Source organism: Pseudomonas sp. 2FG (assembly GCF_005502935.1).
In the GTDB taxonomy this organism is placed as follows: Bacteria; Pseudomonadota; Gammaproteobacteria; order Pseudomonadales; family Pseudomonadaceae; genus Aquipseudomonas.
The window spans coordinates 12,331-36,529 of sequence record NZ_SCMP01000017.1; the positions used below are offsets into that span (position 1 = coordinate 12,331).

At 60.1% G+C, this 24,199-nt stretch carries 27 protein-coding genes and 3 pseudogenes; 22 read left to right on the forward strand and 8 right to left on the reverse strand.

Translation table 11 applies throughout. The features are described from left to right. Position 1 precedes the first annotated feature (1 nt). The 6 genes and pseudogenes from FFS13_RS16515 to FFS13_RS19905 all read left to right on the forward strand — a co-directional run bounded on the left by FFS13_RS16515 (position 2) and on the right by FFS13_RS19905 (position 6,532). Positions 2-2,362: a heavy metal translocating P-type ATPase gene (locus FFS13_RS16515; RefSeq protein WP_137820160.1), complete on the forward strand. Its 2,361-nt coding sequence runs from the start codon at positions 2-4 to the stop codon at positions 2,360-2,362. 182 nt (positions 2,363-2,544) lie between these two features. Beyond that, positions 2,545-3,359 (forward strand): annotated as a pseudogene (locus FFS13_RS16520) (TlpA family protein disulfide reductase). Continuing rightward, the gene (gene dsbG, locus FFS13_RS16525) at positions 3,356-4,129 is read left to right on the forward strand and encodes a thiol:disulfide interchange protein DsbG (RefSeq protein ID WP_137820161.1); all 774 of its coding nucleotides are present in this window, start codon (positions 3,356-3,358) and stop codon (positions 4,127-4,129) included. Before FFS13_RS16520 ends, dsbG begins: the two are co-directional and overlap by 4 nt. Before the next feature lie 386 nt (positions 4,130-4,515). Continuing rightward, positions 4,516-5,067, forward strand: coding sequence for a cupredoxin domain-containing protein (locus FFS13_RS16530; RefSeq protein ID WP_218568630.1), 552 nt, complete (start codon positions 4,516-4,518; stop codon positions 5,065-5,067). A 3-nt stretch (positions 5,068-5,070) separates the two neighbouring features. Next, complete coding sequence (locus FFS13_RS16535; RefSeq protein ID WP_218568631.1) at positions 5,071-6,090, forward strand: DUF3047 domain-containing protein; 1,020 nt, start codon at positions 5,071-5,073, stop codon at positions 6,088-6,090. 238 nt (positions 6,091-6,328) lie between these two features. Then, positions 6,329-6,532, forward strand: coding sequence for a sterol desaturase family protein (locus FFS13_RS19905; protein WP_218568632.1), 204 nt, complete (start codon positions 6,329-6,331; stop codon positions 6,530-6,532). Here the strand turns inward: FFS13_RS19905 and FFS13_RS16545 are convergent. Continuing rightward, a complete protein-coding gene (locus tag FFS13_RS16545; RefSeq protein WP_137820162.1) occupies positions 6,519-7,181 on the reverse strand; it encodes a class I SAM-dependent methyltransferase in 663 nt (220 codons plus the stop codon). The two genes, FFS13_RS19905 and FFS13_RS16545, sit on opposite strands and share 14 nt — an antisense overlap. A gap of 314 nt (positions 7,182-7,495) precedes the next feature. After that, entirely contained in the window at positions 7,496-7,894 is a 399-nt protein-coding gene (gene merR / locus FFS13_RS16550; protein ID WP_137820163.1) for an Hg(II)-responsive transcriptional regulator, read from the reverse strand. 114 nt (positions 7,895-8,008) lie between these two features. Between merR (FFS13_RS16550) and FFS13_RS20180 the strand changes: the two are divergent. The 3 genes and pseudogenes from FFS13_RS20180 to FFS13_RS20185 form a co-directional block, all read left to right on the forward strand. Further along, positions 8,009-8,113 (forward strand): annotated as a pseudogene (locus FFS13_RS20180) (mercuric transporter MerT family protein); the annotation flags it as partial. Further along, positions 8,095-8,628: pseudogene (locus FFS13_RS16560) on the forward strand (transmembrane anchor protein); the annotation flags it as partial. The pseudogenes FFS13_RS20180 and FFS13_RS16560, both read left to right, overlap by 19 nt. A gap of 87 nt (positions 8,629-8,715) precedes the next feature. Beyond that, entirely contained in the window at positions 8,716-8,844 is a 129-nt protein-coding gene (locus FFS13_RS20185) for a hypothetical protein (protein ID WP_256657933.1), read from the forward strand. Positions 8,845-8,876: 32 nt separating this feature from the next. On the opposite strand, the gene FFS13_RS16565 is transcribed toward FFS13_RS20185, so the two are convergent. From FFS13_RS16565 to FFS13_RS16575, 3 genes are read right to left on the reverse strand one after another with little or no spacing between them, the layout of a single operon-like run. Next, positions 8,877-9,680, reverse strand: a complete 804-nt coding sequence (locus FFS13_RS16565; RefSeq protein WP_137820166.1) for a DUF2063 domain-containing protein — start codon at positions 9,678-9,680, stop codon at positions 8,877-8,879. Next, a complete protein-coding gene (locus FFS13_RS16570) occupies positions 9,671-10,513 on the reverse strand; it encodes a DUF692 domain-containing protein (RefSeq protein ID WP_137820167.1) in 843 nt (280 codons plus the stop codon). Before FFS13_RS16570 ends, FFS13_RS16565 begins: the two co-directional genes overlap by 10 nt. A gap of 44 nt (positions 10,514-10,557) precedes the next feature. Further along, on the reverse strand, positions 10,558-10,818 hold the full coding sequence (locus FFS13_RS16575) for a hypothetical protein (protein ID WP_137820168.1): 261 nt from the start codon (positions 10,816-10,818) through the stop codon (positions 10,558-10,560). A 323-nt stretch (positions 10,819-11,141) separates the two neighbouring features. Here FFS13_RS16575 and FFS13_RS16580 point away from each other — a divergent pair, with 323 nt between their 5' ends. The 6 genes from FFS13_RS16580 to FFS13_RS16605 all read left to right on the forward strand — a co-directional run bounded on the left by FFS13_RS16580 (position 11,142) and on the right by FFS13_RS16605 (position 15,942). Further along, on the forward strand, positions 11,142-11,348 hold the full coding sequence (locus FFS13_RS16580) for a co-regulatory protein PtrA N-terminal domain-containing protein (protein ID WP_137820169.1): 207 nt from the start codon (positions 11,142-11,144) through the stop codon (positions 11,346-11,348). A 218-nt stretch (positions 11,349-11,566) separates the two neighbouring features. Beyond that, positions 11,567-13,375 carry a copper resistance system multicopper oxidase gene (locus FFS13_RS16585; protein ID WP_137820170.1) on the forward strand — a complete coding sequence of 603 codons (1,809 nt, stop codon included), beginning with the start codon at positions 11,567-11,569 and terminating at the stop codon, positions 13,373-13,375. A gap of 12 nt (positions 13,376-13,387) precedes the next feature. Beyond that, positions 13,388-13,696 (forward strand): hypothetical protein, encoded by a 309-nt coding sequence (locus tag FFS13_RS19870; protein ID WP_137820171.1) that lies wholly within the window; start codon positions 13,388-13,390, stop codon positions 13,694-13,696. Beyond that, entirely contained in the window at positions 13,686-14,729 is a 1,044-nt protein-coding gene (locus tag FFS13_RS16595; RefSeq protein ID WP_137820172.1) for a copper resistance protein B, read from the forward strand. Before FFS13_RS19870 ends, FFS13_RS16595 begins: the two co-directional genes overlap by 11 nt. 9 nt (positions 14,730-14,738) lie before the next feature. Then, a complete protein-coding gene (locus FFS13_RS16600) occupies positions 14,739-15,485 on the forward strand; it encodes a cytochrome c (protein ID WP_137820173.1) in 747 nt (248 codons plus the stop codon). Beyond that, positions 15,475-15,942, forward strand: coding sequence for a DUF411 domain-containing protein (locus FFS13_RS16605; RefSeq protein ID WP_137820174.1), 468 nt, complete (start codon positions 15,475-15,477; stop codon positions 15,940-15,942). The genes FFS13_RS16600 and FFS13_RS16605 overlap by 11 nt, the downstream gene beginning before the upstream one ends. Before the next feature lie 115 nt (positions 15,943-16,057). On the opposite strand, the gene cadR is transcribed toward FFS13_RS16605, so the two are convergent. Continuing rightward, complete coding sequence (gene cadR / locus FFS13_RS16610; protein ID WP_137820175.1) at positions 16,058-16,510, reverse strand: Cd(II)/Pb(II)-responsive transcriptional regulator; 453 nt, start codon at positions 16,508-16,510, stop codon at positions 16,058-16,060. 80 nt (positions 16,511-16,590) lie between these two features. Between cadR and FFS13_RS16615 the strand changes: the two genes are divergently transcribed. After that, positions 16,591-18,816 carry a heavy metal translocating P-type ATPase gene (locus tag FFS13_RS16615; protein ID WP_137820176.1) on the forward strand — a complete coding sequence of 742 codons (2,226 nt, stop codon included), beginning with the start codon at positions 16,591-16,593 and terminating at the stop codon, positions 18,814-18,816. A gap of 17 nt (positions 18,817-18,833) precedes the next feature. After that, positions 18,834-19,187 (forward strand): DUF3703 domain-containing protein, encoded by a 354-nt coding sequence (locus FFS13_RS16620; protein WP_137820177.1) that lies wholly within the window; start codon positions 18,834-18,836, stop codon positions 19,185-19,187. Between the two features lie 424 nt (positions 19,188-19,611). Here FFS13_RS16620 and FFS13_RS16625 read toward each other — a convergent pair whose 3' ends face one another. Next, a complete protein-coding gene (locus tag FFS13_RS16625; protein ID WP_137820178.1) occupies positions 19,612-20,022 on the reverse strand; it encodes a hypothetical protein in 411 nt (136 codons plus the stop codon). Between the two features lie 379 nt (positions 20,023-20,401). On the opposite strand from FFS13_RS16625, the gene FFS13_RS16630 reads away from it, so the two are divergent. From FFS13_RS16630 to FFS13_RS16645, 4 genes are read left to right on the forward strand one after another with little or no spacing between them, the layout of a single operon-like run. Further along, positions 20,402-21,358, forward strand: a complete 957-nt coding sequence (locus FFS13_RS16630) for a bile acid:sodium symporter (RefSeq protein ID WP_137820179.1) — start codon at positions 20,402-20,404, stop codon at positions 21,356-21,358. A gap of 23 nt (positions 21,359-21,381) precedes the next feature. Beyond that, complete coding sequence (locus FFS13_RS16635; protein WP_137820180.1) at positions 21,382-21,663, forward strand: metal-sensing transcriptional repressor; 282 nt, start codon at positions 21,382-21,384, stop codon at positions 21,661-21,663. A gap of 7 nt (positions 21,664-21,670) precedes the next feature. Further along, positions 21,671-22,786 (forward strand): nickel/cobalt efflux protein RcnA, encoded by a 1,116-nt coding sequence (locus FFS13_RS16640; protein WP_137820181.1) that lies wholly within the window; start codon positions 21,671-21,673, stop codon positions 22,784-22,786. Positions 22,787-22,799: 13 nt separating this feature from the next. Next, positions 22,800-23,240, forward strand: a complete 441-nt coding sequence (locus tag FFS13_RS16645; protein WP_137820182.1) for a YqaA family protein — start codon at positions 22,800-22,802, stop codon at positions 23,238-23,240. A 122-nt stretch (positions 23,241-23,362) separates the two neighbouring features. Here the strand turns inward: FFS13_RS16645 and merR (FFS13_RS16650) are convergent, their stop codons facing one another. Beyond that, positions 23,363-23,770: an Hg(II)-responsive transcriptional regulator gene (gene merR, locus FFS13_RS16650; RefSeq protein WP_137820183.1), complete on the reverse strand. Its 408-nt coding sequence runs from the start codon at positions 23,768-23,770 to the stop codon at positions 23,363-23,365. A 74-nt stretch (positions 23,771-23,844) separates the two neighbouring features. Here merR (FFS13_RS16650) and FFS13_RS16655 point away from each other — a divergent pair, with 74 nt between their 5' ends. Next, positions 23,845-24,192, forward strand: a complete 348-nt coding sequence (locus FFS13_RS16655) for a mercuric transporter MerT family protein (RefSeq protein WP_137820184.1) — start codon at positions 23,845-23,847, stop codon at positions 24,190-24,192. Positions 24,193-24,199 lie beyond the last annotated feature (7 nt).

Sequence of the window (24,199 nt, forward strand, 5' to 3'; positions counted from 1 at the left end):
CATGCACACCCCTTCGTGCGATCACGACCACTCCCATCATGGTGAGCAGCAACATGGGGGGCTGCACGATCCGGTGTGCGGCATGGCTGTCAGTAACGACAGTCAGTTCAGCGAACAGTACGAGGGACAGACGTATCAATTCTGCAGCCAGAAGTGCCAGGAGAAGTTTCGAGTTGAACCCCAGCACTATGCCAGGCATCAGCACAGCACCGATCACACAGGCCATGCCCATGATTCGCCTGCACAACCGGTAATTGGAGCAGCTGAATACACCTGCCCGATGCATCCGGAGATTCTCCAGGCGGGGCCTGGCACCTGCCCCAAATGCGGCATGGCATTGGAGCCCGTCATGCCTGAGCTGGAGGAAGAGGACAACCCCGAGCTCAGAGACTTCACCCGCCGCTTCTGGTGGTCATTGCCGCTGACGGTGATCGTGACGGTTCTGGCGATGGCAGGCCATTCGCTGCCGATCCTCCATGGTGCCACGCAGAACTGGGTCGAGCTGATGATTGCGACACCAGTGACCCTTTGGGCTGGCTGGCCCTTCTTTGTGCGAGGAGTGGTATCCATCCGTCAGCGCAGCCCGAACATGTGGACCTTGATCGGACTCGGGACAGCGGCCGCCTATCTCTACAGTGTCGCTGCGACCCTGTTCCCCCAGGTGTTCCCCGAAACCTTCATGCAAGACGGGCGCATTGGCGTCTACTTCGAAGCGGCCGCGGTGATCATTTCCCTGACCCTATTGGGGCAAATGCTTGAACTCAAAGCGCGCTCGCAAACCTCCGCGGCCATCAAGTCTCTTCTGGGGCTGGCCCCGAAGACGGCGCGCCGGATTAACCCGGATGGTCAGGAGGAGGACATCCCCCTTACCCATGTGCACCAGGGTGACCATCTGCGTGTGCGCCCGGGTGAAAAGGTCCCCGCCGATGGCATCGTCCTAGAAGGCGAAAGCGCCGTCGATGAGTCCATGCTGACCGGCGAACCCGTGCCGGTGATGAAGAGACCTCGGGACACCCTGATCGGGGCCACGCTCAACACCCATGGCAGCCTGGTGATGGAGGCGCAGAAGGTAGGCGCCGAAACCGTGCTGTCGCAGATCGTGCAAATGGTCGCCCGCGCACAGCGCTCGAAAGCCCCCATGCAACGCATGGCAGACGCCATCGCCGGGTACTTCGTGATGGGCGTAATCGCGATCGCCTTGCTCACCTTTTTGGGGTGGGGACTTTTCGGTCCCGAACCCAGCTGGGTGTTTGGCCTGATCAACGCGGTGGCCGTGCTGATCATCGCCTGCCCCTGTGCCCTTGGTCTAGCAACGCCTATGTCGATCATGGTGGCCACTGGCAAGGCCGCTGGCAGCGGCGTGCTGTTCAGAGACGCCAGCGCCATCGAAAATCTGTGCAAGATCGACACGCTGATCGTCGACAAGACAGGCACGTTAACCGAGGGACGCCCGGTCTTTCATAGCGTGGAAGCTACTCCCGAGTTCGATTCCCGTGAGGTGCTACACCTGGCTGCGAGTCTTGATCAAGGCAGCGAACACCCGCTGGCCCATGCGATTGTCGATCACGCGCGGGCGGCGGGGATTGCTCTGACCAAGCCGGAAGAGTTCGAGTCCGGCTCAGGCATCGGTGTCCGCGGCCAGGTAGAGGGTAAACAGCTTCAGCTCGGCAACACCACCTTGATGGAAGACGCGGGGTTGGACATCGCTCCGCTTAGAGAGCGTGCTGAGCTGCTCCGACTTGAAGGCATCAGCATCATGTACCTGGCGGTCGACGGTGCGCTGGCCGGCCTCCTGGCGGTATCTGATCCAATCAAACCGAGTTCCAAGGAGGCGGTGGCCAAGCTACAGGAGGAGGATGTTAAGGTCATCATGGCCACCGGCGATGGCCTCACAACGGCACGTGCTGTCGCCAAGCAATTGGGCATCGAGGAAGTCCACGGCGAAGTGAAACCCCAGGACAAGGAGAAGCTGGTTGCCAACCTACAGGGATATGGCCGGCGAGTCGCGATGGCCGGCGATGGCATCAACGATGCCCCCGCGTTGGCGCGTGCGGAGGTAGGGATCGCCATGGGGACCGGCACCGATGTCGCGATGAATAGCGCCCAAGTGACCCTGGTGAAAGGCGACCTGATGGGCATTCTGCGCGCGCGGACGTTGTCCGTGGCCACCGTGAAGAACATGCGCCAGAACCTGGGATTCGCCTTCCTCTACAACGCCATGGGTATACCGCTGGCGGCAGGTTTGCTCTATCCCCTGACCGGCCATCTGCTGTCGCCGATGATTGCGGCTCTGGCCATGAGTGTGAGCTCTGCTTCGGTTGTGTTTAACGCACTTCGCCTACGGCGGGTTGTAATCGGCTGAATCGGCAAGTCGAAAATTTAGCGCGACAGGCGCGAACTGCTGACCCGTTACCGTGTTCCAGGACCGACAAGCTCCTTGTGGATCGGCCCGTACGGTATAGAGCGCTGTGCCCTGCAGATCAGTCGCGAAGTGGGTGCAGAGGACTTTCACAATCGTTGGGCCGAGCCCCGGGAGCGTGGCTGATGCTGACCGTCAATCTGGGACCGCTAACCTTGGCCGTACCCCACCTGCTGCTAATCGGCAGTCTGCTGCTGGCGGTACTGACCGGTTGGTGACTCGGTCGGGACTGCGCACGCAACCCCGAACAGCAGGTGTTCCGGCTGCTGCTGGTTGCCTTATTGGTGGCTCGCTTGGCCTTCGTGGTGGGTTATTTCGAGCACTATCAGGGTGAGTTCTGGCGGGTGGTGGACATTCGCGACGGTGGCTTCATCGCCTGGCCCGGCGTGACCGCGGCGCTGCTGCTGGGTGGCTGGCAGGCCTGGCGCGCCCGCGGATTGCGCAAACCGCTCGGCGTGGCGCTGGCGGTCGGCGTGCTGAGCTGGGGCTTCGGCAATCTCGCCTGGCATGCCTTCGAGCAAGGCACGCGGCTGCCCGAACTGGTACTACGCGATAGCCGCGGCGCTCCAGTAGCGCTGCAGGACTATGTTGGCAAGCCTCTAGTGATCAACCTCTGGGCGACCTGGTGTCCGCCCTGCCGGCGGGAAATGCCGGTGCTCGCCGAGGCTCAGGCCAAGGAAGAGGCACTGACCTTTCTGTTCGTCAACCAGGCGAGGGCGACGGCGAAATCCTCCGCCTCCTCGAGGCCGGCGGATTGGATCTGGAGAATGTGCTGCTTGACAGCGGCGGACGCCTCGGCCAGCACGTCGGCTCCATGACCCTGCCCACCACGCTGTTCTACGACGCCGAAGGCCGCCAGATCGGCAACCATCTCGGCGAACTGTCCCGCGCGAGCCTCGCTCGCGCGCTGGAAAATCTGCGAGAGAGTACCGAGCCATGATGCGTTTCAAGTACATACCCATTTTGCTGACGGTCTTGAGCCTGCTGGCCTTGCCCGTGGCGGTCACCCAGGCCGAGGAGCTGCCAGCCCCGATCAAGGCAATAGTGGCCCGCGGCGCGACCATCGTCGGCCCGTTCGACGCGCCGAGCGGCCTGCGAGGTTATGCCGCTCGCTACAACGGTCAGGGCATAGCGCTCTATCTCACTGCGGATGGCAAGCATGTGCTGATCGGAACCCTGTTCGATGCCCAGGGCGAGGACCTGACTCGCGCGCCGTTGGACAAACTGGTTTATGAACCGCTGGCCAAGGAGATGTGGGCGCGCATGGAGAACAGCACCTGGATCGCCGATGGCAGCGACGATGCCCCGCGCATCGTCTACATGTTCTCCGACCCGAACTGTCCCTACTGCAACATGTTCTGGAACCAGGCGCGGCCCTGGGTCGAATCCGGCAAGGTACAAGTGCGCCACATCATGGTCGGCATGCTGCGCGCCGACAGCGCCGGCAAATCCGCCGCACTGCTGACTGCCAAACAGCCGGAAGCGGCACTGAAGGAGCATGAAGCCGCCGGCAATGCCAGCAAGCTCAAGGCACTGGAAAGCATTCCTGCGGAAGTCCAGAAGCAACTCGACGCCAACCTTGCGCTGATGAGCGAGCTTGGGGGCATGGCGACACCGGCGATTTTCTATCTGGATGACAACGGCCGCCTGAAAATGCAGCAAGGGGTGCCGCAAGCGCAGGGGCTGGCAGAGATCATGGGGCCGAGATAGGCCGTTATGCCCCCGATGCAGTCAGCCCTACGGCCACCTATACCGCCCGTCTGTCATGCAAAAGCACCGATACCACAGCCTTTGATGCCTACCGGTTGGCCTCCTGAAGGCTTGTTACCCCACCAAGATCAGTGCTTAGAGCGCTGATCTTGGGATTCACCCCTTCGCTTATTCCCTCATCACTTGACGCGCGCTTCAGCCTCGGCGGACTCGTCGATATCGAGCGCAAGGATCGTGTGCCCGCTCGAAAGGCGAAGTGCTCGCGCCATGAACCAAATTTCTGGCCGAAAATCTATATGTAGTGTTTGATGAATTAGATAGTGGGTTCGACACTCGATCGGAGCATTCGGCATCGGGGCAACATAGTCCCGGAGAGCACACCGACCATGAGACGTGAAATGCTCAATTGCACAACCGGCGCTTTCGCCGGTGTTGGCCGCGTGTTCGCGAGCGAATCCCTTGCTCACGGCGCAATACTTTTTCGCACGCACGGAGATGGTGACCGAGACGCTGCAATGAAACCTTCCCGGTTTTCCCATTCGTGCGCCGACGCCATAGCCATCGCCTTGCTCGCGTTGGTGACGAGCGCCGTCGGGGCGGATGCAACCCCCTACCAGACGAGAGCAGGCGCCGATGACGTGCAGCGGGTAGTCATCGTTGGTGGCAGTTATTTCTTCCGACCCGATCATATCGTCGTGCAGGCGGGCCGGTCGCTGGAGATCACGGTGAGGGTGGAGCCCGGCGTCATCCCCCACCGGTTCGTACTGGAGTCGACGGACGGCAAGGTGCTGGCTGACGTACCTCTCGGCAAGAAGGCGAAAACGCTACGCTTTGCCCTGCCGGCTGGCGATTATCTGTTTCATTGCCCAAACCGGCTGTTGCTCTTCAAGAGTCATCGCGAGCGAGGCATGGCCGGCGTGTTGGAGGTCCAGGAGTAGCGCGTGCTATGGGGAATATTGTTCTTCGTACTGCTCGGTGACGTCATGGCCGATCCGCTGGCCGAGGCCGAACTCCGTTTCCGCGCACTGAATGCTTATCAGGTCACGGTTCGCTCGATTGCGGTCGACGGCGAGCGCCAAGTGATACGCTATTTCTATCGCAAACCTGGCTGGGTGAGGATGGAGTTCATTCAGCCGCACAAGGGCGCAGTGTCACCGGACAACCCGCAGGTCCGTAGCCCTCGCGGGCACCGGGTGGATCGCTCCGATGCCGGTGCGCTGCGTGGGAATCTGCTGGCAACCGGCGCCAGGGCGCGAGACACCGCCACCACCTACGTTGGGCGTTTCGACGCATCCGCCAGTACGCCGCCTCCGCCTTGGCGCGTGATCCGATTCGATGAAAAAGTGCCGCCCACCCGCTACCGAGTGATCGCCTGGGACGGGGTGGCCGCCGTCGAGGCAGAGGCCAACGCCAGCATGGCCCTGCTGGCGCGCCCCTTGGCCGTCGATCTGCAACTTACTCCCGTGCTTTGCTGGCGCTGGCGGGTCGATGCTCCGCTCAACAACGCCGATATGATGACCAAACAGGGCGACGACTATGCGGCGCGCGTCTATATCACCTTCCGCCTGCCGCCCGAGACCCTGAGTCCTGCTACCCGCGCCAAGCTCGAACTGGCGCGTAGCTTCTATGGCGACCAGGTACCGGACGCCGCGCTCAATTACGTCTGGGATAACCGCTATGCCGTGGGAACGAGCCGCGCTAGCGCCTACACCGACCGCACTCGGATGATCGTCCAGCGCTCGGGGCCACAGCAGGCCGGGGCCTGGGTGAGCGAACGGCGGAACGTGCTGGCTGACATGGCGCAGGCCTTCGGCACGGAGCGCGTACAGGCTACCCTGCTGGCCGTGGCCGCCGATACCGACAACACCGGCGAGCGGGCCCGCGCCGGCTTTGCCGACTTGCATTTCGTGGGGCGCGAGGTCGCGTGTGAGTTTATGGACGTAACAAGAGGCCCGGAATGAACGCGTCGAGCTGGATTCTGGCGCACGAGCCGCTGCCGCGTTGAGGGGCTTTCTTCGGTGTTTTGGCGGCGATGGCGCTGTGGGAGATCGCCCGGCCATTCCGCGCTCCCAGCGTCTCCAGGGCACGACGCTGGACCACCAACCTGGGCCTAGTGGTGGTAGACAGTCTGGCGGTGCGCTTGCTGTTTCCCGCGGCGGCGGCGGGCATGGCGGCCTTTGTCGAGGCGCAGGCCTGGGGTTGTTCCAGGTCCTGCGCTGGCCGCTTTGGCCCACGGTGTCGCTGTCGGTGGCCGCGCTGGATCTGGTGATCTATCTGCAGCATGTCCTGGTGCATGCCGTGCCGCTGTTGTGGCGGTTACACCGGGTTCACCACGCTGACCTGGATGTCGACGTCACCACCGGCCTGCGTTTTCACCCGCTGGAAATCCTTAGCTGGGTTTAACCGCACTATAGAGTGCCATTGTTCCGTAGACGGTGCCGAAGGTTTGCCGCTGTGTTACTTCAACAAACCCGGCTTGCTCGAAGAGTGTGATGAGCTTGCCTGAGACGTTGTCCTGCGTATTTTTGAAGCCGTCAAGAAGCTGAATGAACAAAAATAGCCCCCGCATCAAGGCGTTGCTAGCACGTCCCCAGTCAGCAACGTGCAGTTCTGCACCTGGCTTGAGAATCCGAAACAACTCTTGTGCTGTCTGTTCTTTGGCTTCCCATGACAGATGGTGAAAGAACAGGCTTGAAACCACCCGATCGAAGTGCTCCTCTGGGTAAGGCAAGTTGTAGGACAGCGCACGGTCGAACTTCACCGAAACATTAGCCTTTTGTGACTTGCGAGACGCAATGGATAGAATGACAGGATCGCCATCAACTCCTGTTACGTTGGCTTGCGGCTGGTTTTGTTTGATCCAGATCGCTAATGTGCCTGTTCCACAAGCGAGATCAAGCAGCTGATGGCCCGGCTCAATGCGAGCCTGCTTGATGAGCGCTTGTTTGAAAATGCGTTCTCGCGTGGTAGAGCCTACTACTGCGTCGTAGTAAGGGGTAAGCCAGTGAAAGCCCAGTGCCGGCACGTATTTGGATTTGGGCGGTTGCTGCATCACTGCTCCTTTTATTAGGCGACATCATGTCGCGCTTGCTCACGATATGATGTCGCAGAATGTTCCTTGTCATTCTGTAATGACCTTGTTTTCCTGAAGATAGTCACTGCGAGCGCGACACTATTCGAGAAGAAACACGACATGGACGGCAAGCCCAGGCTGCTCGATCAGTTTCGGCAGCAGACCAAGCATAGCTCCTGCTTTGCCATCAGCTTGTCCATCGGCTGTTTTTTGGCCGAACCGAGTCGGTCACAACCGGCTCAGAACGCCCCGTAGCAGTCCTTCAGGGGGGCTACGAAACTCGTGGCGAGTTATTAATCCTTCGTCAGCACATCGATGATTGGACAGCTCGCGCCACCATTACCATCACCGCATTGCTGCACCAGACCGGCCAGCACTTTCTGCATAGCGGCAAGGTCTGTGATCTTCTGTTCGATCAGCGCCAGCTTGCGGGCCGCCAATGCCTGCGTCTCGGCGCACGCGCAGCCCGCGTCCAAGCGCAGCAACCCACCGACTTCAGACAGCGTGAAGCCAAGCGCCTGTGCCCGCTTGATGAAGCGCAGCCGCTTCGCCTGTTCCATCGCGTAGCGCCGCTGCCCGCCCTGCGGCCTGGCCGGTTCATCCAGCAGGCCGCGCCGCTGGTGATAGCGGATCGTCTCGACGTTCACCCCGGCGGAAGCCGCCAGCTTGCCGATGGTCAGTTCTGCGGCCATCACCTGCCCCTTGATTCCGTACTTAGGTACTGGATTTAGCATAGTACTTGGCAAGCAGGTTCAAGGAGACAGGCATGGCACAACTCAGCGGAAAAGGCTCGCTAATCGAGGGGGGTGCTGGCCGCCATTGGCGCGTCGCTGTGTTGTGTCGGGCCGTTGGTACTGTTGGCGCTCGGCATCGGCGGTGCTTGGGTCGGAAACCTGACGGCGTTGGAACCTGGGCCGAAATACGCATAACGCAAATGGGTGAACTGAAAATCACCCTGGCGCAAGAAGCTCTTGCAGATGCAGCAGCCTCGCAACCAATAGTGACGACTCCTGCTCAAGCCCCGGCGCAGGAAACGTCACCAGTACAGGTTGCTGCACAGCCTGCGGCTAAGTCAGCGTCGGAGCCTAAGCCTGCGCTAAAGACCGACGAAGTGACGGTCACCCTGAAGCCGGGTGAAGCCCGCGAAATCAAGCTGGAAATGTTGAATAACGCCAAGGTCAGCTACGAATGGTCCACCACCACCGGAGGCCCGGTGAATCACGACACTCATGGTGAGCCCTATAACGGGGCCGAAGGCTATTTCCACAGCTACCGCAAAGGCCAGCAGGTGACAGGCGATAAGGGTGAGTTCACCGCTATTTTTGACGGCACGCATGGTTGGTTCTGGCGCAATCGCAGCAAAAACGACGTGACCATCTCGCTGAAGACGACCGGTGAATACCTGGGCGTCAAACGGGTGATTTAAGGCATGCCCCTCTCCCGCCATGCGGCGGGAGAGGGGCTTGGACTTGAAAGATCAGATAACCATTACTTCTTAAGAAAGGACTACCCAATGAAAACTACAGCCATTCTGGGCCGATCCATGCTGTTGGTCTGTCTGCTGGGCTTGCTTGCGGCATGTGGCAGTGGTGAGCACGAAGGCCAAGCCAGCAGCGAAGGCCACGGGCATGTTCACGATTAACTGCTGCCAAGCGGCTTGTCCGCGATAGACGCTTAACCTTGATCTGACCGTGGGCCAGCTTGGATCAACAACCCTTCGCTCACCCACTGTTTGAGCCATGTGGCGGCCTGTAAAGGTGCTCGCTCTCCTAACTCATCGAACAACGTGGCGCAGAGCCCGGAAAACGTTACGTTGCCTTGCACCATCAGCTTGAGCGCATCCGCTTCGCCGCGGCCCAATGTGCGGTACTGGCAGGTCAGGTCGAATCGCCAGACCAGGCAAATCATGGGTTCAGGAAGCGGTTCAGGGTCTGGCGAAGGGCTCTCGCCTTTCACTGCTTTCCATCTCTCCAGGGTGTTGTAGTGCAGTTCCAGCCACCGAACCGAGGGCTGCAGCTTCACTGTCAGGCTTGTCCACTCATCGGGGCTGAGTGTGGCCATCATTTCCAGCGACAATGGCTTCACATCCGGCGCGTCGAACGCCAAGGTGAAAGCCCATTCCAGCTCGGCCAACTCTCGAACCACAGAGGACTGTGGGTCGGCCAGGTAGCCGCTGATGAAGCAGGGAAGTTTCTCCCCCAACCAGCGCAGGCTGAAATGGCTGGATGGCCAGGCCGCAAGGTAGGCGAAGGCCAACTGCTCAAAAGAGTCATCCCCAAGCCACTGATAGAGCGCGGGGAAATCCTCTCGTAGGACAGACAGGAGCCGGGCACGGTAGGCGTTGTGGTAGATCTTCAGCCCATCTTCAGCGGCAAGCGTGCGGCTTCCCCGGATACTCTCGAGCAGCTCGGGGGGCGCATCGTTATCACCTGACGTCAGGTACGCCTCAAATGCTTTCTGCATGGCAGTCAGGCGCATGAGGCGTCCTCCCGCAATCGCCCGGCCGCAATACCTCGAGCCTTCTCCAGCTCCGCCAGCAACTCCTCGAACGGTGGGAAGCAATCATCTCGCTCGATCAGGGTGGCCCTAGGCCCCAGGTAGCCGATGACCCGCTCATACAGGCCCCAGACCGGGTCAGCGACTGGATGATCGTGCGTATCGATCAGGTAGTGCCCGTAATCGCTGTGCCCTGCCAGATGAATCTGGCGGATACGCGCTTGGGGAAGTTCTTGGATGAACTGCCAGGCATCGAACCCCTGATTGCGCGAGCTGACGTAGACGTTGTTGATGTCCAGGAGCAATTCGCAGCCAGTCAAATAGCTAAGCTCAGCCAGGAACGCCGCCTCGCTCATGGAGGAGTCGGCCCATTGCACGTAGGCCGAGACATTCTCCAGCACCAATGGCCGTTCGATCACGTCCTGAACCAGCCGTACCCGGGCCGCGACGTGCAGCAAGCTCTCCTGGGTGAAAGGCAGGGGCAACAGGTCATGCAGGTGGTGGGCATTGCCCCGGCTCCAACAGAGGTGATCCGAGATCCAACGCGGTTGTACTCGCTCAGCCAGCTGCTTCAACTGGCGCAGGTAGTCGATATCGATTGAGCGCGGACCACCGATGGACAGCGAAACCCCATGCATCACCAGTGGGTACTGCTCTTTGATCGCGTCCAGAAAGTAAAGGGCTTTACCGCCCCCCACCATGTAGTTCTCCGAGATGATCTCGAACCAGTCGACACTGGGGCGAAGCTCCAAGATCTGGTGGTAATACTCGCTGCGGAGCCCCAAACCAAATCCCAGACTGCTGTTTTTACTCATTCAGGACTCCAGAGAAAGGGAGTGGCAAGCACTCCCGAACTGCTTCACTCGCTGGTCTTGCCACCGGCCTCATCGCACTTGGCCTGGGTCATCAGCTTGAAGCCCTGGCCTTTGCATTCGCCCTGGCCCTTGCAGGAGTTCTTGGCGGTCATGCAGTCGTTCTGGCCTTTACAGCCGTTGACCCCAAAGCACTTCACTTCAGCAGTTTTCGCATCTTGTGCCGCTTGCGCGGGCAGAGTGGCGAACAGGCTGGCTGCAACAAGCGCCAAGGCAGCACCGGTGGCGGCGGTAGTTTTTCTCGACATTGGGTTAGCTCTCTCGATCGGTGATGGTGTTGAGGTCAGGTCCGACTGCTCGTTTCTGACCCGCGGAAGCATAGGCATGACTGCGCAACACGCATTCCAGGCAACCACTCAACACGGTTGCCTGCCTAGCATGGCCCAGACACTACAGAGCAAGGAGCAGGCTCTTCAAGAAGGAAATGGCAACCTGACTGAACTGTAATGTTCGCCTCAGCTTTCTGACAGGGCGTGATGGTTAAGGTTACTTCGAGCCAGAAGCTCAACCCCAAGTCCAGCTTGAGAGATGGACTCCACGGGGTAAGCAAATCTCACTTGAGGATACCCACATGCAATCCATGAAAGCGCTCTTCGTAATCACCGCTCTGACCGCCTCCTCCCTGGCCATGGCCGCAGGTGGCGGTGACCGGACCTTCGCGCGTATGGAGCAGGCCCGGAAAGTCTCGATGGAGGCCTACCAGCTTGCACAGACGCAGAAGGCTGAAGCCCCAGTAGCTCAAAGCAAGGCCAAGGCGACCGCTCACGCCAACTGCTGATCCACTTCGCAGCGTCCGACCTTACAGAAATGTAATCACCCGGATGGTTCAAATGTGGCAGTTTCTACGCTCGCTGGCGCGTGCGTCTGACTCATAGCGGCAGCGGGACGGCTGGTCAGGAGCGCGCGAAGAAACTCCTGACCAGGCAGCCCAACCTGCAAGCGTCACATGCGGGCTGTTCAGCACTGGCTTCCTTTGACTGATTGGACATTTACGGCATGCAATCCAAAACCTCCAGGCGGACCTTCGTCAAAGGCCTGGCCGCCGGCGGCCTTCTCGGCGGCCTGGGCCTGTGGCGCGCCCCGGTATGGGCAGTGACCAGTCCGGGCCTGCCGACTGTGCTCAGCGGCACCGAGTTCGACCTGTTCATTGGCGAAACCCCGGTGAATATCACAGGTTCACCGCGTACGGCGATGACCATCAACGGCACCTTGCCGGGTCCGCTGCTGCGCTGGCGCGAAGGCGACACGGTCACGCTGCGGGTCAAGAACCGCCTGGATGAAGACACCTCCATCCACTGGCACGGCATTATCCTGCCCGCCAACATGGACGGCGTCCCCGGCCTGAGCTTCCACGGCATCGCGCCGGATGGCATGTACGAGTACAGGTTCAGGGTCCAGCAGAACGGCACCTACTGGTACCACAGCCACTCAGGGCTGCAGGAACAGGTGGGCGTCTATGGCCCGATCGTGATCGACGCCAAAGAGCCCGAGCCGTTCCAGTACGACCGCGACTATGTCGTGATGCTGTCGGACTGGACCGATGAAAACCCTGCCCGGGTCATGGCCAAGCTCAAGAAGCAGTCGGACTACTACAACTTCCACAAACGCACCGTCGGCGACTTCATCGATGACGTGAGCGAGAACGGCTGGTCAGCCGCCGTGGCCGATCGGAAGATGTGGGCCGAGATGAAAATGAGCCCCACCGATCTCGCCGACGTCAGCGGTTACACCTACACCTACCTGATGAACGGCCAGGCGCCCAACGGCAACTGGACCGGCCTCTTCAAACCGGGCGAGAAGATCCGCCTGCGCTTTATCAACGGCTCGGCCATGAGCTACTTCGATGTGCGCATCCCGGGTTTGAAAATGACCGTGGTGGCCGCCGATGGCCAGCGCGTCAAACCTGTCAGCGTCGATGAGTTCCGCATCGCAGTCGCGGAAACCTATGACGTGATAGTCGAGCCGAGCGGCGCCGAGGCCTACACCCTCTTCGCCCAATCCATGGACCGCACCGGCTATGCCCGCGGCACCCTGGCTGTGCGTGAAGGCCTGAACGCCCCCGTTCCCGAGATCGATCCCCGGCCGCTGATCGGCATGGGCGACATGGGCATGGACCATGGAAGCATGGGCGGTATGGGCGGCATGGCCGGTATGGATCACCGCAAGATGGCTGGCATGGGCAGTGGTGACATGGCTGGCATGGACCACAGCAAGATGGCCGGCATGGGCAATGGCGACATGGCTGGCATGGATCACAGCAAGATGGCTGGCATGGCCGGAATGCAGTCGCACCAAGCATCGGAGGACAACAATCCGCTGGTCGACATGCAGACCATGAGCCCGACGCCGAAGCTGGACGATCCGGGTATCGGCTTGCGGAACAACGGCCGTAGGGTTCTCACCTATGCGGATCTCAAAAGCACCTTTCCCGATCCCGATGGCCGCGAACCGAGCCGCACAGTCGAATTGCATCTGACCGGCCATATGGAGAAATTCGCCTGGTCGTTCGACGGCATCAAGTTCTCCGATGCGCAGCCCCTGCGCCTCAAATACGGCGAGCGGCTACGGATCACCCTGGTGAACGACACCATGATGACTCACCCCGTCCACCTGCACGGCATGTGGAGCGACCTGGAGGATGAGCACGGCAACTTCATGGTGCGCAAACACACCATCGACATGCCGCCAGGCTCGAAGCGCAGCTACCGCGTGACTGCCGATAACCTCGGCCGCTGGGCCTACCACTGCCACCTGCTGTTGCACATGGAAATGGGCATGTTCCGCGAAGTCCGAGTGGATGAGTAAAGGAGACCCATAATGAGCAAATTCCTGAATCGTAAAACCCTGATCGGCAGTGCCTTCGCGGTTAGCCTGCTGGGTGTCATGCAAATGCCCATCGCGGTTGCTTCTGGTGACCATGGCGAGCATGAGCACTCCACTGCTCCTGTTGCGAATTCCACCGGCAAGCCCGCCCCCCAGCAGAAGGGCCAGGCGGCCGACTCGCGAAAAATGGATCACGGCTCCATGAACCATGGCTCGATGGATCACAGCAAGATGGCGCATGGCTCGATGAACCATGAGCCCAAAGCTAACAAGGCCGATGCGGACCGAGATCATGACCAGTAGGTTTTTCCATCCGAGCCTGATGGCTCTGGCCGTTTCGTTCAGCACGGTTACGGCCGGTCTGGCGAATGCCGCCGAGGCAATGGACCATTCGATGCACTCAGCTTCGCCGGCGCCTGCCGCGGTGGAAGCTAAGCCTGCATCTAGAGCTGGATCCACGCCACCCAAGCAGACCCGTTCCAACAGCGCCCAGATGGATCACTCGGCAATGGGACATGGCTCAATGGAGCCCATGGACCACAGTAAAATGGGTTCGATGGACCATAGCTCCATGGACCACAGCCAGATGAACCCTGGCAGCGCTGACGAAGGCCCCAGGACAACGAGTCGGACCCCGATTCCAGTCCTGACCGACGCCGACCGTGCAGCGGCCTTCCCTCCGCTGCCTGGCCATGCTGTGCATGACCAGCAGCTCAACTCCTTCTTCTTGCTGGACCAACTGGAATACCAGGACGCCGATGAGGGCAGCGCACTGAATTGGGATGCCATCGGCTGGATCGGCGGCGACGTCGATCGCCTCTGGTTGCGCTCCGAAGGAGAGCGAACCAGCGGCGTGACCGAGGAGGCTGAGATCCAAGCACTCTGGGGACACGCCATTGGCCCCTGGTGGGACGTGGTCACCGGTGTCCGGCAGGATTTCAAACCCGGCTCAGCGCAAACCTGGGGCGCCTTCGGCATCCAGGGCATGGCGCTCTATGGTTTCGAGGCCGAGGCCACCGCCTTCATCGGCGAGAACGGTCAGACCGCCGCTCGCTTGGAAGGCGACTACGACCTCCTGCTCACCAACCGCCTGATCCTGCAGCCGACCGCCGAGGTGAACTTCTACGGCAAGAACGACCCGGAACGCGGCATCGGTTCTGGGCTGGCCAATACCGAGGTCGGCCTGCGGCTGCGCTATGAAATTCGCCGGGAGTTCGCCCCCTACATCGGCGTCACCTGGAATCGCGCCTACGGCAATACCGCCGATATGGCTCGCGATGAAGGTGAGGATGATAACGAGGCTCGCTTTGTAGCCGGTATTCGGATGTGGTTTTGAGGATCTGAGATGAAAAGAACAATTAAAACCTTAGTGGCAGCGAGTATCGTCGCAAGCGCCGCAGCAGGCGCCGGTGCCTACTTTGGCCTGGTTAACGTAGGCGCCGATGATCCCCATCTGCCGGCCGTGCATGCCTTCCTGGCCATGGCCCGTGATCGCTCCATCGAGGTGCGCTCCCAGGACATCCAGGTGCCCAACCTAGAGGATGAGGCGATGATCCGCGCCGGGGCCGGCAACTACAACTCGATGTGCATCGGCTGTCACCTGGCCCCTGGCACCGCAGAAACCGAGTTGAGCCAGAGCCTGTACCCGGCGCCGCCGAACCTGATGAAAGTCGGTGTGGACGGAAGCCCGGCGACTGCTTTCTGGATCATCAAGCACGGCATCAAGGCCTCCGGCATGCCCGCCTGGGGCAAGAGCATGGGCGACCAGTATATCTGGGGCATGGTGGCCTTCCTGCAGCAGCTGCCGACTCTCGATGCAGAGAAGTACCAAGCCTTGATCGCATCCAGCGGCGGTCACCAGCATGGTGGTGGCGAAACTGAAATGCATAACCATGAAGGCCAACACGGTAGCGACAAGTCAGCCGGCGCTGGCCATGATGACGCTGCAGGCGAAGATCACCATGCCGGCGAAGTGGCTGGGGCGAGTCACCATGACTCCGGGCAAGCACCTGACGAGCCTGAGCCAGAGTCCAAGCCAGCAGGCACTACACACACCCACGCCGATGGGAAAGAGCACGTCCATGAAGGCTAAACTTCTTCTGAAAGGCAGAGCACTGCGTGTCGCCGCATTCGCCACCTTGTTCATGGCTTCTGCAGCTCAGGCAGCAGAGGCGCTGACAATTGATGTGCACCGCAGTGCCAGCTGTGGATGCTGCAAGAAATGGATCAAGCACCTCGAGGCCAATGGCTTCAAGGTCAACGACCATGTCGAGTCCAACATGAGTGCGGTCAAGCAGCGCCTCGGCGTCGCTCCCCGACTGGCGTCCTGTCACACCGCAGTGATCAATGGGAAGTTCGTCGAGGGTCACGTTCCTGCTGCGCAGATCCTCGAGCTGAATAAGCATCCCGATCTCGCCGGCATCGCGGTCCCTGGTATGCCGGCAGGCTCTCCTGGAATGGAGGCTGGGGGAAGGCAGGATGCCTATCAGGTCATCGGTTTGACTAAAACAGGCACCGATCAAACAATTGCCGAATACCCGGCGAACTGACCCGCTATTGGTGATCGAGTTTTCAGTCCAAGGTCGTTGGGCTGGAGGCAAAAGGGCTCGCCACCTCGGCGAGCCCTTCGTGTCGGCCCCTTAAGCCTTGGCCCTCTCCATACCACTAATGGCCATGACTCCTGCCCACATGGGAGTGGTCGTCATCGATAGCAAGGTTGATCCCCCCGCTGACATTCAGTTGGTGAAGTATTCCGCACTGCTCGATCCCTCTTTCAGCTGAGCAGCGATTCCTCAACTCAACCAACTGCTCTTGCAAGGCTTGCAAGCTGGCGACTCGCGCTTCCACATGCTGGATGTGCTCATCGATCAATGCATTGACGCCTTCGCAGTTTTCCTGGGGGCGGTCCCTGAGCCTCAACAAGCGTCTGATCTCGCCCAGGGTCATATCCAGCGTGCGGCAGTTTCGAATGAACGTGAGTCGCTCGACATGCCCTTCACTGTACAAGCGGTAATTACCCTCGCTGCGCGCGGGAGCGGCCAGGAGCCCTTCACGTTCGTAATAGCGGATGGTTTCGACCTGGCAGTCCGTCAGCCTGGCCAATTCGCCGATCTTCATCACTCACCTCCAACAAAAGCTTGACCCTATAGTGGCTTCAGGGTGTGCACTCCGCAACATAGATCACTGAGGACATCTGCATGACGAACTGCTGTGGGGAAGAACGTAAACCCGAGGCTCATCAGCCAGACGCCTGCTGCTCTCCTGCAGAGGCGGTCAGTTGCTGCGCAGGAGAAAGCGCATCCGGGGTGAGCGAAGCCGCTGCAAAACTGAGCAGCTTCCGCATCGAGCAGATGGACTGCCCGACCGAAGAAAAGCTCATCCGCGACAAGCTGTCTGGACTGACGGGTATAGAAGGTCTCGAATTCAACCTGTTGCAACGCGTGCTGACTATCAGCCATAAACCGGAGGCTCTTCCCCAGGCACTTGCCGCAATTCGCGACCTTGGCTTTACGCCCTTAACTGAGACCGCTGCCAAGTCTGAAAACGGAGAGGTCGTTGCTCCACGCAAGAAAGCATGGTGGCCGCTGGCACTCTCGGGCGTAGCTGCCGTGTCGGCAGAAGTCATTCACTTCGCAGCGCTGGCCCCCGAGTGGGTAGTGGCCGGAGTGGCAATGGTAGCGATCCTGCTGTGTGGGCCGACCACCTATAAGAAGGGTTGGATTGCACTGAAGAATAGCAACCTCAACATCAATGCATTGATGAGCATTGCAGTGACCGGGGCGGTCTTGATCGGCCAATGGCCGGAAGCGGCGATGGTCATGTTCTTGTTCGCGGTGGCCGAGTTGATCGAGGCGAAGTCCCTCGATCGGGCTCGCAATGCAATCCGTGGGCTGATGAATTTGACTCCCGAACGGGCTACTGTCCAGCAAGCCGATGGCAGCTGGCTTGATGTGGATGTCAAAACGCTCGAGGTCGGTGCCCTTGTTCGCGTCCGCCCGGGTGAACGAATCGGCCTGGATGGCGAGGTCATCGCCGGTAACTCCACCATCAACCAGGCCCCAATCACCGGGGAGAGTCTGCCGGTCGAGAAGACCATTGGTGACCCAGTCTTCGCCGGCACGATCAATCAAGCGGGTTCGCTGGAATACCGGGTCAGCGCTGCCGCCAGCAACACGACGCTCGCGCGCATCATTCATGCCGTGGAGGAAGCACAGGGCTCGCGGGCGCCTACTCAGCGCTTCGTCGACCAGTTCGCCAAGGTATATACCCCCGCCGTTTTCATCTTTGCCTTAGTGGTTGCCTTGATACCGCCGCTGTTCCTGGGCGGCGCCTGGTTCGACTGGATCTACCGCGCCCTGGTATTGCTTGTGGTGGCATGCCCCTGCGCGCTAGTGATCTCGACGCCGGTGACTATTGTCAGCGGCCTGGCAGCGGCGGCGCGCAAAGGCATCCTGGTCAAAGGTGGTGTCTACCTCGAGACCGGGCACAAACTCGACTTCCTGGCGCTCGACAAGACCGGCACCCTCACCCATGGCAAGCCAGTGCAAACCGACTACATGCCTCTGGGCGAGACTGACTCTGTAAGTGATCGCATTCTGGCTGCCAGCCTGGCTGGCCGGTCTGATCACCCTGTCTCTCAAGCTATCGCCAAGCATGCTGCCGAGAACGGTCTACAGCTGAAGCCTGTGGACAGTTTTGAAGCACTGCCAGGACGCGGTGTGCGCGGCACTGTCGAGGCTGTCAGCTATCACCTGGGCAACCACCGTTTGGTGGAAGCACTTGGTCTCTGCTCACTGGGGTTGGAGGCTGTTCTTGATCGCCTGGAGCGCCAGGGTAAGACCGTGATTGTGCTCTGTGAGCCATCCCGAGCGATTGCAGTGTTCGCTGTTGCAGATACGGTCAAGGAGTCAAGCCGAGCAGCTATCCGCGAGCTTCATCAGTTGGGCGTCAAGACGACGATGCTGACAGGCGATAACCCGCACACTGCCGAAGCTATCGCCCTGCAGGTTGGCATTGATGAGGCACGCGGTAACTTGCTGCCCGCCGATAAGCTGAAGGCCATTGAAGAACTGCAAGCTCGTGGTCACGTCGTTGGCATGGTTGGGGATGGCATAAACGATGCTCCCGCCCTGGCCACATCGGAAATCGGTTTCGCCATGGCCGCGGCTGGCACAGATACCGCCATCGAGACTGCCGATGTGGCGCTGATGGATGATGATCTGCGCAAGATCCCGGCATTCATTCACCTTTCCCGGCAGACCGCGGCAGTCCTCAAACAAAACATCGTGTTGGCCTTGGGGATCAAGGCACTTTTCCTGACCATTACCCTGACCGGACAAGCCACGATGTGGATGGCGGTCTTCGCCGACATGGGTGTCAGCCTGCTCGTAGTGTTCAACGGTTTGCGCCTGCTGAAGAAGTAGGCCATGGAGGATCTGAGATGAAAGAAGCACTGCGCATCGCAATCGATGAGGCCTTTCTGCAAGCCAGCATTGCCACCGGGGTTCAGGATCACCAGAAGGCCTTCCGCTGGTTGGAACGCGCCCACATCCTCACCCAGCGTATGCCTCTACTTCACGCACGATCGCATTGGCTTATGCTGCAACTGGGCTGGCGGACAAGGGACTTTCGAGAGCTGGCGGGTCAGATCCCACGCATCCTCGCAGCCCTGTTGTTTTCCAGGATCTGGGTGCCTATCGGTAATACAGGGCGCGCCCGGGTGAGTGCCTTAGCCCCAATGCCTATCCCAGCGGATCTACAGCAGCTGCTACGCGAAACCGAGCCGATGCCCTAGGTTCTTTTAGCGTTTATGCCCAGACCGAGACAGGCTCAGGAGCCGCAGACTCCCGGGCCGACCTTCGGTTTCCAGCGGGCGAAAGATGCGCCAGGTACGGTGATGGGCCCATCGCTCGCCGTAGCCTTGTCCGGCTGAGGTGCGCAGATCCTTGATTGGGTCATAGCTTCTTTGCGCACTCTTGATTCCGGCGCAACAGTGCCTATACCAACTCACCTCATCGGAAGCCTTGATCCGGCAGCCCCTATCCCGGCGCCCTTGGGAATCCATCTGGATCACTCCCCGCACACCCAAGCACCCCGCGATCCGACCAGCGCGGGTAAGCTCGCCCAGGCGTTGCTTCGGGTCGTTCTGAGTGGCAGGGATTTTCCCACTGCTCGCAGCAAACGAGCATCCAGAGGCTCCGGATAACCCGCGTGAGAATTCAGGCCTGAGACAACCCGGTACCCTGGCCGTGGGGAGATCGATCAGGAAACTCGCGGCTCACAAAATCCCCGAGCTTTTGCTTGAGAACGTCCAGTGAGGAGATAGCCTCAAAATCTTGGGCGCTCAAGACGATTGCTTTCAGTACCTGACCATCGTGCAACAGTACAGCCGGCCAGTCATGGGCGGACTCTCCATAGCGCTTCCGGTATTCATCACGGTGCAGAAATTCGGCCTTCACCCCGAGTGACTTTACGAAGGCGAGCCATTCCTGTTTGACGGACATGCCGTCATAGATGATGCCGCAGAGCTGACAGGAATAGGTGTCCGGTGAAATCCGCTTGTGAAGGTAATGCATCACACCATTCACCAGGCCACTGTCTCCGTTATACACAAACACCAATTCTTCCATGCCACACCTCAAGCTGATTGCTTCACGCTATTTGTGGACTGTTTTCGCCGTCCGCCGAAATCCAATCAGCCGCGCCGGCGCGCCACTGAAAGGCATTGAACCCTGCTTCTCGCAGAAATCGGATTACCTCGACCGACAGGGAGCAGAACGGCCCCCGGCAATAGGCAATCACTGGCCTGTCTTTGGGGATTTGCTGAGCACTCCGAGCGTTCTAACGCCTCAGGGCCCGAATCTTTCCGGTGGCAATCCGTTTACCGTATCCTCCCCAGGGGGATATGATGAGGCTGTAACTGAGTGGAAAGGATCGCTCAGCTACAGCACATCGTTCATTCAGGTTGAGCAGGCTCACCCGATTTCAAAGCAGTAGTTGGAGCAAAGCTTGAATCGCGACACCCTCGAACAGCAGCAGATCCCAATCTACTTCGTTGCCACACTACTGGCAGCATTTATCGGGCTGGCCTTTCCGAGCATCGGCACATCCGCTGAAGCGCTGATCACGCCGAGTATTGGCGCTCTGATGTATGCAATGTTTTTGCAGATCCCCTTTCTGCAGCTGCGCGAGAGCGTCCGCAACAAGCGATTCATGGCCGCCTTGCTGATCGCAAATTTTGTCCTGATGCCTTTCCTGGTGTGGGCGCTCACGCTGCCACTGAAAAGCCAGCCGGCGATTCTGCTAGGCGCCTTGCTGGTTTTGCTGACGCCTTGCATCGACTACGTGGTGGTGTTCACCCACCTGGGCAAGGGCGACTCCAGACTCATCCTGTCAGCCACACCGGTGCTCCTCGTTCTACAGCTGCTGCTGTTGCCGCTGTACCTGACGCTCATGCTTGGCGATGAGTTGGCTGTGAGCGTTTCGGCATCCCCCTTCATCGAGGCTTTCCTGCTGCTGATCGTGTTGCCGCTGTTGTTGGCCATTGCCACTGAAGTTGCCACTAAGCACTCCACCCTGGCAAAGGATTGGAGCTCTGCGTGGGCCTGGTTACCGGTACCAGCGATGGCAGTGGTTCTGATCGTGGTGGTTGGCTCCCAGATCTCCAACGTCGCGAGAGACATCGATCGCCTAGTGGCCGTGCTACCGGTTTACCTGGGGTTTCTCCTGCTCGCGCCCCTGGTCGGTTTCGCAAGCGCACGCCTGCTCAAGCTTCCTGCACAAGCCGCTCGCACCGTCACGTTCAGTAGCTCGACGCGAAACTCTTTGGTTGCCCTGCCTTTGGCGTTGGCACTGCCCGAAGAGATGAGAACCCTCGCGGCAGCCGCAATCATCACCCAGACCCTTACCGAACTTATCGGTGAGCTGATCTACATCCGAGCAGTCCCGGCGCTGATTCGCCGGTGACGGGATAGAACGAGGCAATTGCCATGAGCGAACATAGTCACCCCCATCAGACACACGACGACATCATCAAGCGGCTTAAACGCGCCGAAGGCCACTTGCGCAGCATCATCACCATGATCGAAGACGGTCGCGCCTGCGTCGACATCGCCCAGCAACTGCATGCGGTGGAGAAGGCCGTCTGCCAGGCCAAGCGCACGCTGATCCAGGATCACATCGATCACTGCCTGGAACACACGGTCGGCGCCCTCACCAGTGGCGAGCGCGCACCGCTGGAAGAATTCAAACAAATCACCAAATACCTCTAGGTCTGCCATGTCGAGCTTCGCCGAAATCTTGCAACAGGGGGCGTCAAACGCCTGGTTGTACTTCCCCAGCGCCATTTTGCTGGGCGCTTTGCACGGCCTTGAGCCGGGACACTCGAAGACCATGATGGCGGCCTTTATCGTGGCCATCCGCGGTTCGGTGAAACAGGCCGTACTTCTTGGGCTTGCCGCGACGGTTTCGCATACCGCAGTGGTCTGGCTGGTGGCGCTGGGCGGCATGCACCTCGGTCAGAATCTGGACGCCGAAACCACCGAGCCTTACTTCCAGCTCGCGTCCTCCGCCATCATCATCGTCATCGCGCTCTGGATGCTCTGGCGCACCTGGCGCGGCGAGCAGATGTGGCGCTTCGAGGAAGGCGATGACCATCATCACCATGATGAAACTCACCGCATCGACACGGGGCACGGGCGCATCGAGCTGTCGGTCTTCGAGGAGGGTGTACCGCCACGTTGGCGCATGAAAACGCTGAGCGGTCATGCTTGGCCCGCCGCAGAAGTGAGCGTGCTGACGACCCGCCCGGACGGGCAGACCCAGTCGTTCCGATTTACCGATCGGGGCGCTTATCTGGAGTCGCAGGATGACATTCCTGAACCTCACGAGTTCAGCGCTCGGCTGAGCCTCGGACATGCCGGCCACTCGCATGACTATGACCTGGACTTCCATGAGCACGACCATGATCGCCAGCATGCCGAGTTGGAAGGCCTAGAGCTGTCGCTGGGGGGTTACCAGGATGCCCACGAGCGCGCGCATGCCAATGACATTCGCAAGCGCTTCACCAATCGCGATGTCACCACAGGACAGATCATACTGTTCGGCCTGACGGGTGGCCTCATTCCTTGCCCGGCAGCCATTACCGTCCTGCTCCTATGCCTTCAGGTGAAGGAAATCGCGCTGGGCGCAGTGCTCGTGTTGTGCTTCAGCATCGGCTTGGCGATCACCCTGGTCACTGTAGGAGCCGCTGCTGCCGTGGGTGCGCGGCAAGCTTCGAACCGCTGGCCCTGGCTCGGCGCGCTGGCTCGCCGTGCGCCCTACTTCTCCAGCGTGCTGATCATCGGTGTGGGTATCTATGTCGGCATCCATGGCTGGATTGGCTTGAGCGCATAGGGGCCGCGATCAGGTGTTGGAACTGTCCGGCTATCTCGGCCTATTCCTGGCGGCATTTGGTGCCGCCACGCTTCTGCCCTTGCAGTCGGAAGCGGTATTGGTCGGGCTGCTGCTCACCGACCAATATCCGCTCTCGGCACTGTTGGCTGCTGCGACCACAGGCAACGTGCTGGGCTCGGCGCTGAACTGGCTGCTGGGCCGCTATGTCGAGCACTTGCGCCATAAACGATGGTTTCCCGTCAGTGACCGCAACCTGGAAAAAGCTCAGCAGGCGTACCACCGCTATGGTCGCTGGTCGTTACTGCTGACTTGGCTGCCGATCATCGGTGACCCGCTCACCGTTGTAGCGGGCGTCATGCGCGAGCCGTTCTGGAGCTTCCTGTTGATCGTGACGCTGGCTAAGGGGGCACGCTACCTGGTGCTTACCGCACTGACCTTGGGGTGGGCAGGATGAGCGTCGCCATTGCCCAGAATCTCCCGATCCGCAGCCGTAGCGGCAGCCTCGATCCGATCTAATGGCTCGCCATGCTGAGCATGGTGATGGATCACCTGCGCTCGAACTGATGAGCGCCTTCGCTACTGCTGATCATCTCGGGCCAACGCAGCGATAATCGGGCAAGCCGTTCCGAATTCGCCGGCATCGCATTGCCGCACCAGACTGGTCAGGACCTGCCGGATCGCTGCAAGGTCAGCGATCCTCTGCTCGATTAGCGCCAGCTTGTGGGCAGCCAGTTCACGCGCCTCCGCACACTCGCACCCCGCGTCCAGTCGCAGCAAGCCGGTGATTTCGGAAAGAGTGAAACCTAGTACTTGCGCCCGCTTGATGAAGCGCAGCCGCTTCACCATCTCTGGGGGATAGCGCCGCTGCCCTCCCACTGGTTTTGCTGGCTCTTCGAGCAAACCACGCCGCTGGTAATAGCGAACCGTCTCGACGTTCACCCCAGCCGCATCCGCCAGTCTGCCAATCGTTAAACCTGCTGCCATCACACCCCTCTTGACTCCGTACCTTGGTACAGAATTTAGAGTAGCACTATGCAGATAGCTTCAAGGAAACGGATATGGCACAGAACAGCGCAAACAGCTCACTGACCGCCGGAGGGCTGGCAGCCCTCGGCGGGTCGCTGTGCTGCGTCGGACCACTGCTATTGCTGGCGCTCGGTATCGGTGGGGCATGGGTCGCTAACCTGACGGCGCTGGAACCCTACCGCCCCATCTTCATCGGTATGACCCTGCTGTTCTTGGGCCTGGCCATGCGCACGCTCTACCTGGTACCACGTGCTTGTGCACCAGGCATGCAGTGCGCCGAGCCGCGCACGCTCAAGCGGCAGCGGCTTACCTTCTGGCTCGTCACAGTGCTGCTGGTCGTCTTGCTGGCGGTGCCGTGGTTCGCCCCATTGTTCTACTGAAAGGAGC

Excerpts from the sequence above, each read along its gene's own strand:
- FFS13_RS16620 (WP_137820177.1), top strand. The coding sequence starts at position 18,834 with ATGAAAGAAGCACTGCGCATCGCAATCGATGAGGCCTTTCTGCAAGCC.
- FFS13_RS16565 (WP_137820166.1), bottom strand. The coding sequence starts at position 9,680 with ATGCGCCTGACTGCCATGCAGAAAGCATTTGAGGCGTACCTGACGTCA.
- merR (WP_137820163.1), bottom strand. The coding sequence starts at position 7,894 with ATGGCCGCAGAACTGACCATCGGCAAGCTGGCGGCTTCCGCCGGGGTG.
- FFS13_RS19870 (WP_137820171.1), top strand. The coding sequence starts at position 13,388 with ATGAGCAAATTCCTGAATCGTAAAACCCTGATCGGCAGTGCCTTCGCG.
- cadR (WP_137820175.1), bottom strand. The coding sequence starts at position 16,510 with ATGAAGATCGGCGAATTGGCCAGGCTGACGGACTGCCAGGTCGAAACC.
- FFS13_RS16580 (WP_137820169.1), top strand. The coding sequence starts at position 11,142 with ATGCAATCCATGAAAGCGCTCTTCGTAATCACCGCTCTGACCGCCTCC.
- FFS13_RS16545 (WP_137820162.1), bottom strand. The coding sequence starts at position 7,181 with ATGCAGCAACCGCCCAAATCCAAATACGTGCCGGCACTGGGCTTTCAC.
- FFS13_RS16575 (WP_137820168.1), bottom strand. The coding sequence starts at position 10,818 with ATGTCGAGAAAAACTACCGCCGCCACCGGTGCTGCCTTGGCGCTTGTT.
- merR (WP_137820183.1), bottom strand. The coding sequence starts at position 23,770 with ATGGCAGCAGGTTTAACGATTGGCAGACTGGCGGATGCGGCTGGGGTG.
- FFS13_RS16605 (WP_137820174.1), top strand. The coding sequence starts at position 15,475 with ATGAAGGCTAAACTTCTTCTGAAAGGCAGAGCACTGCGTGTCGCCGCA.
- FFS13_RS16615 (WP_137820176.1), top strand. The coding sequence starts at position 16,591 with ATGACGAACTGCTGTGGGGAAGAACGTAAACCCGAGGCTCATCAGCCA.
- FFS13_RS16640 (WP_137820181.1), top strand. The coding sequence starts at position 21,671 with ATGTCGAGCTTCGCCGAAATCTTGCAACAGGGGGCGTCAAACGCCTGG.
- FFS13_RS16585 (WP_137820170.1), top strand. The coding sequence starts at position 11,567 with ATGCAATCCAAAACCTCCAGGCGGACCTTCGTCAAAGGCCTGGCCGCC.
- FFS13_RS16530 (WP_218568630.1), top strand. The coding sequence starts at position 4,516 with ATGAGACGTGAAATGCTCAATTGCACAACCGGCGCTTTCGCCGGTGTT.
- FFS13_RS16625 (WP_137820178.1), bottom strand. The coding sequence starts at position 20,022 with ATGGAAGAATTGGTGTTTGTGTATAACGGAGACAGTGGCCTGGTGAAT.
- FFS13_RS16570 (WP_137820167.1), bottom strand. The coding sequence starts at position 10,513 with ATGAGTAAAAACAGCAGTCTGGGATTTGGTTTGGGGCTCCGCAGCGAG.
- FFS13_RS16655 (WP_137820184.1), top strand. The coding sequence starts at position 23,845 with ATGGCACAGAACAGCGCAAACAGCTCACTGACCGCCGGAGGGCTGGCA.
- FFS13_RS20185 (WP_256657933.1), top strand. The coding sequence starts at position 8,716 with ATGAAAACTACAGCCATTCTGGGCCGATCCATGCTGTTGGTCTGTCTG.
- dsbG (WP_137820161.1), top strand. The coding sequence starts at position 3,356 with ATGATGCGTTTCAAGTACATACCCATTTTGCTGACGGTCTTGAGCCTG.
- FFS13_RS16600 (WP_137820173.1), top strand. The coding sequence starts at position 14,739 with ATGAAAAGAACAATTAAAACCTTAGTGGCAGCGAGTATCGTCGCAAGC.
- FFS13_RS16635 (WP_137820180.1), top strand. The coding sequence starts at position 21,382 with ATGAGCGAACATAGTCACCCCCATCAGACACACGACGACATCATCAAG.
- FFS13_RS16515 (WP_137820160.1), top strand. The coding sequence starts at position 2 with ATGCACACCCCTTCGTGCGATCACGACCACTCCCATCATGGTGAGCAG.
- FFS13_RS16595 (WP_137820172.1), top strand. The coding sequence starts at position 13,686 with ATGACCAGTAGGTTTTTCCATCCGAGCCTGATGGCTCTGGCCGTTTCG.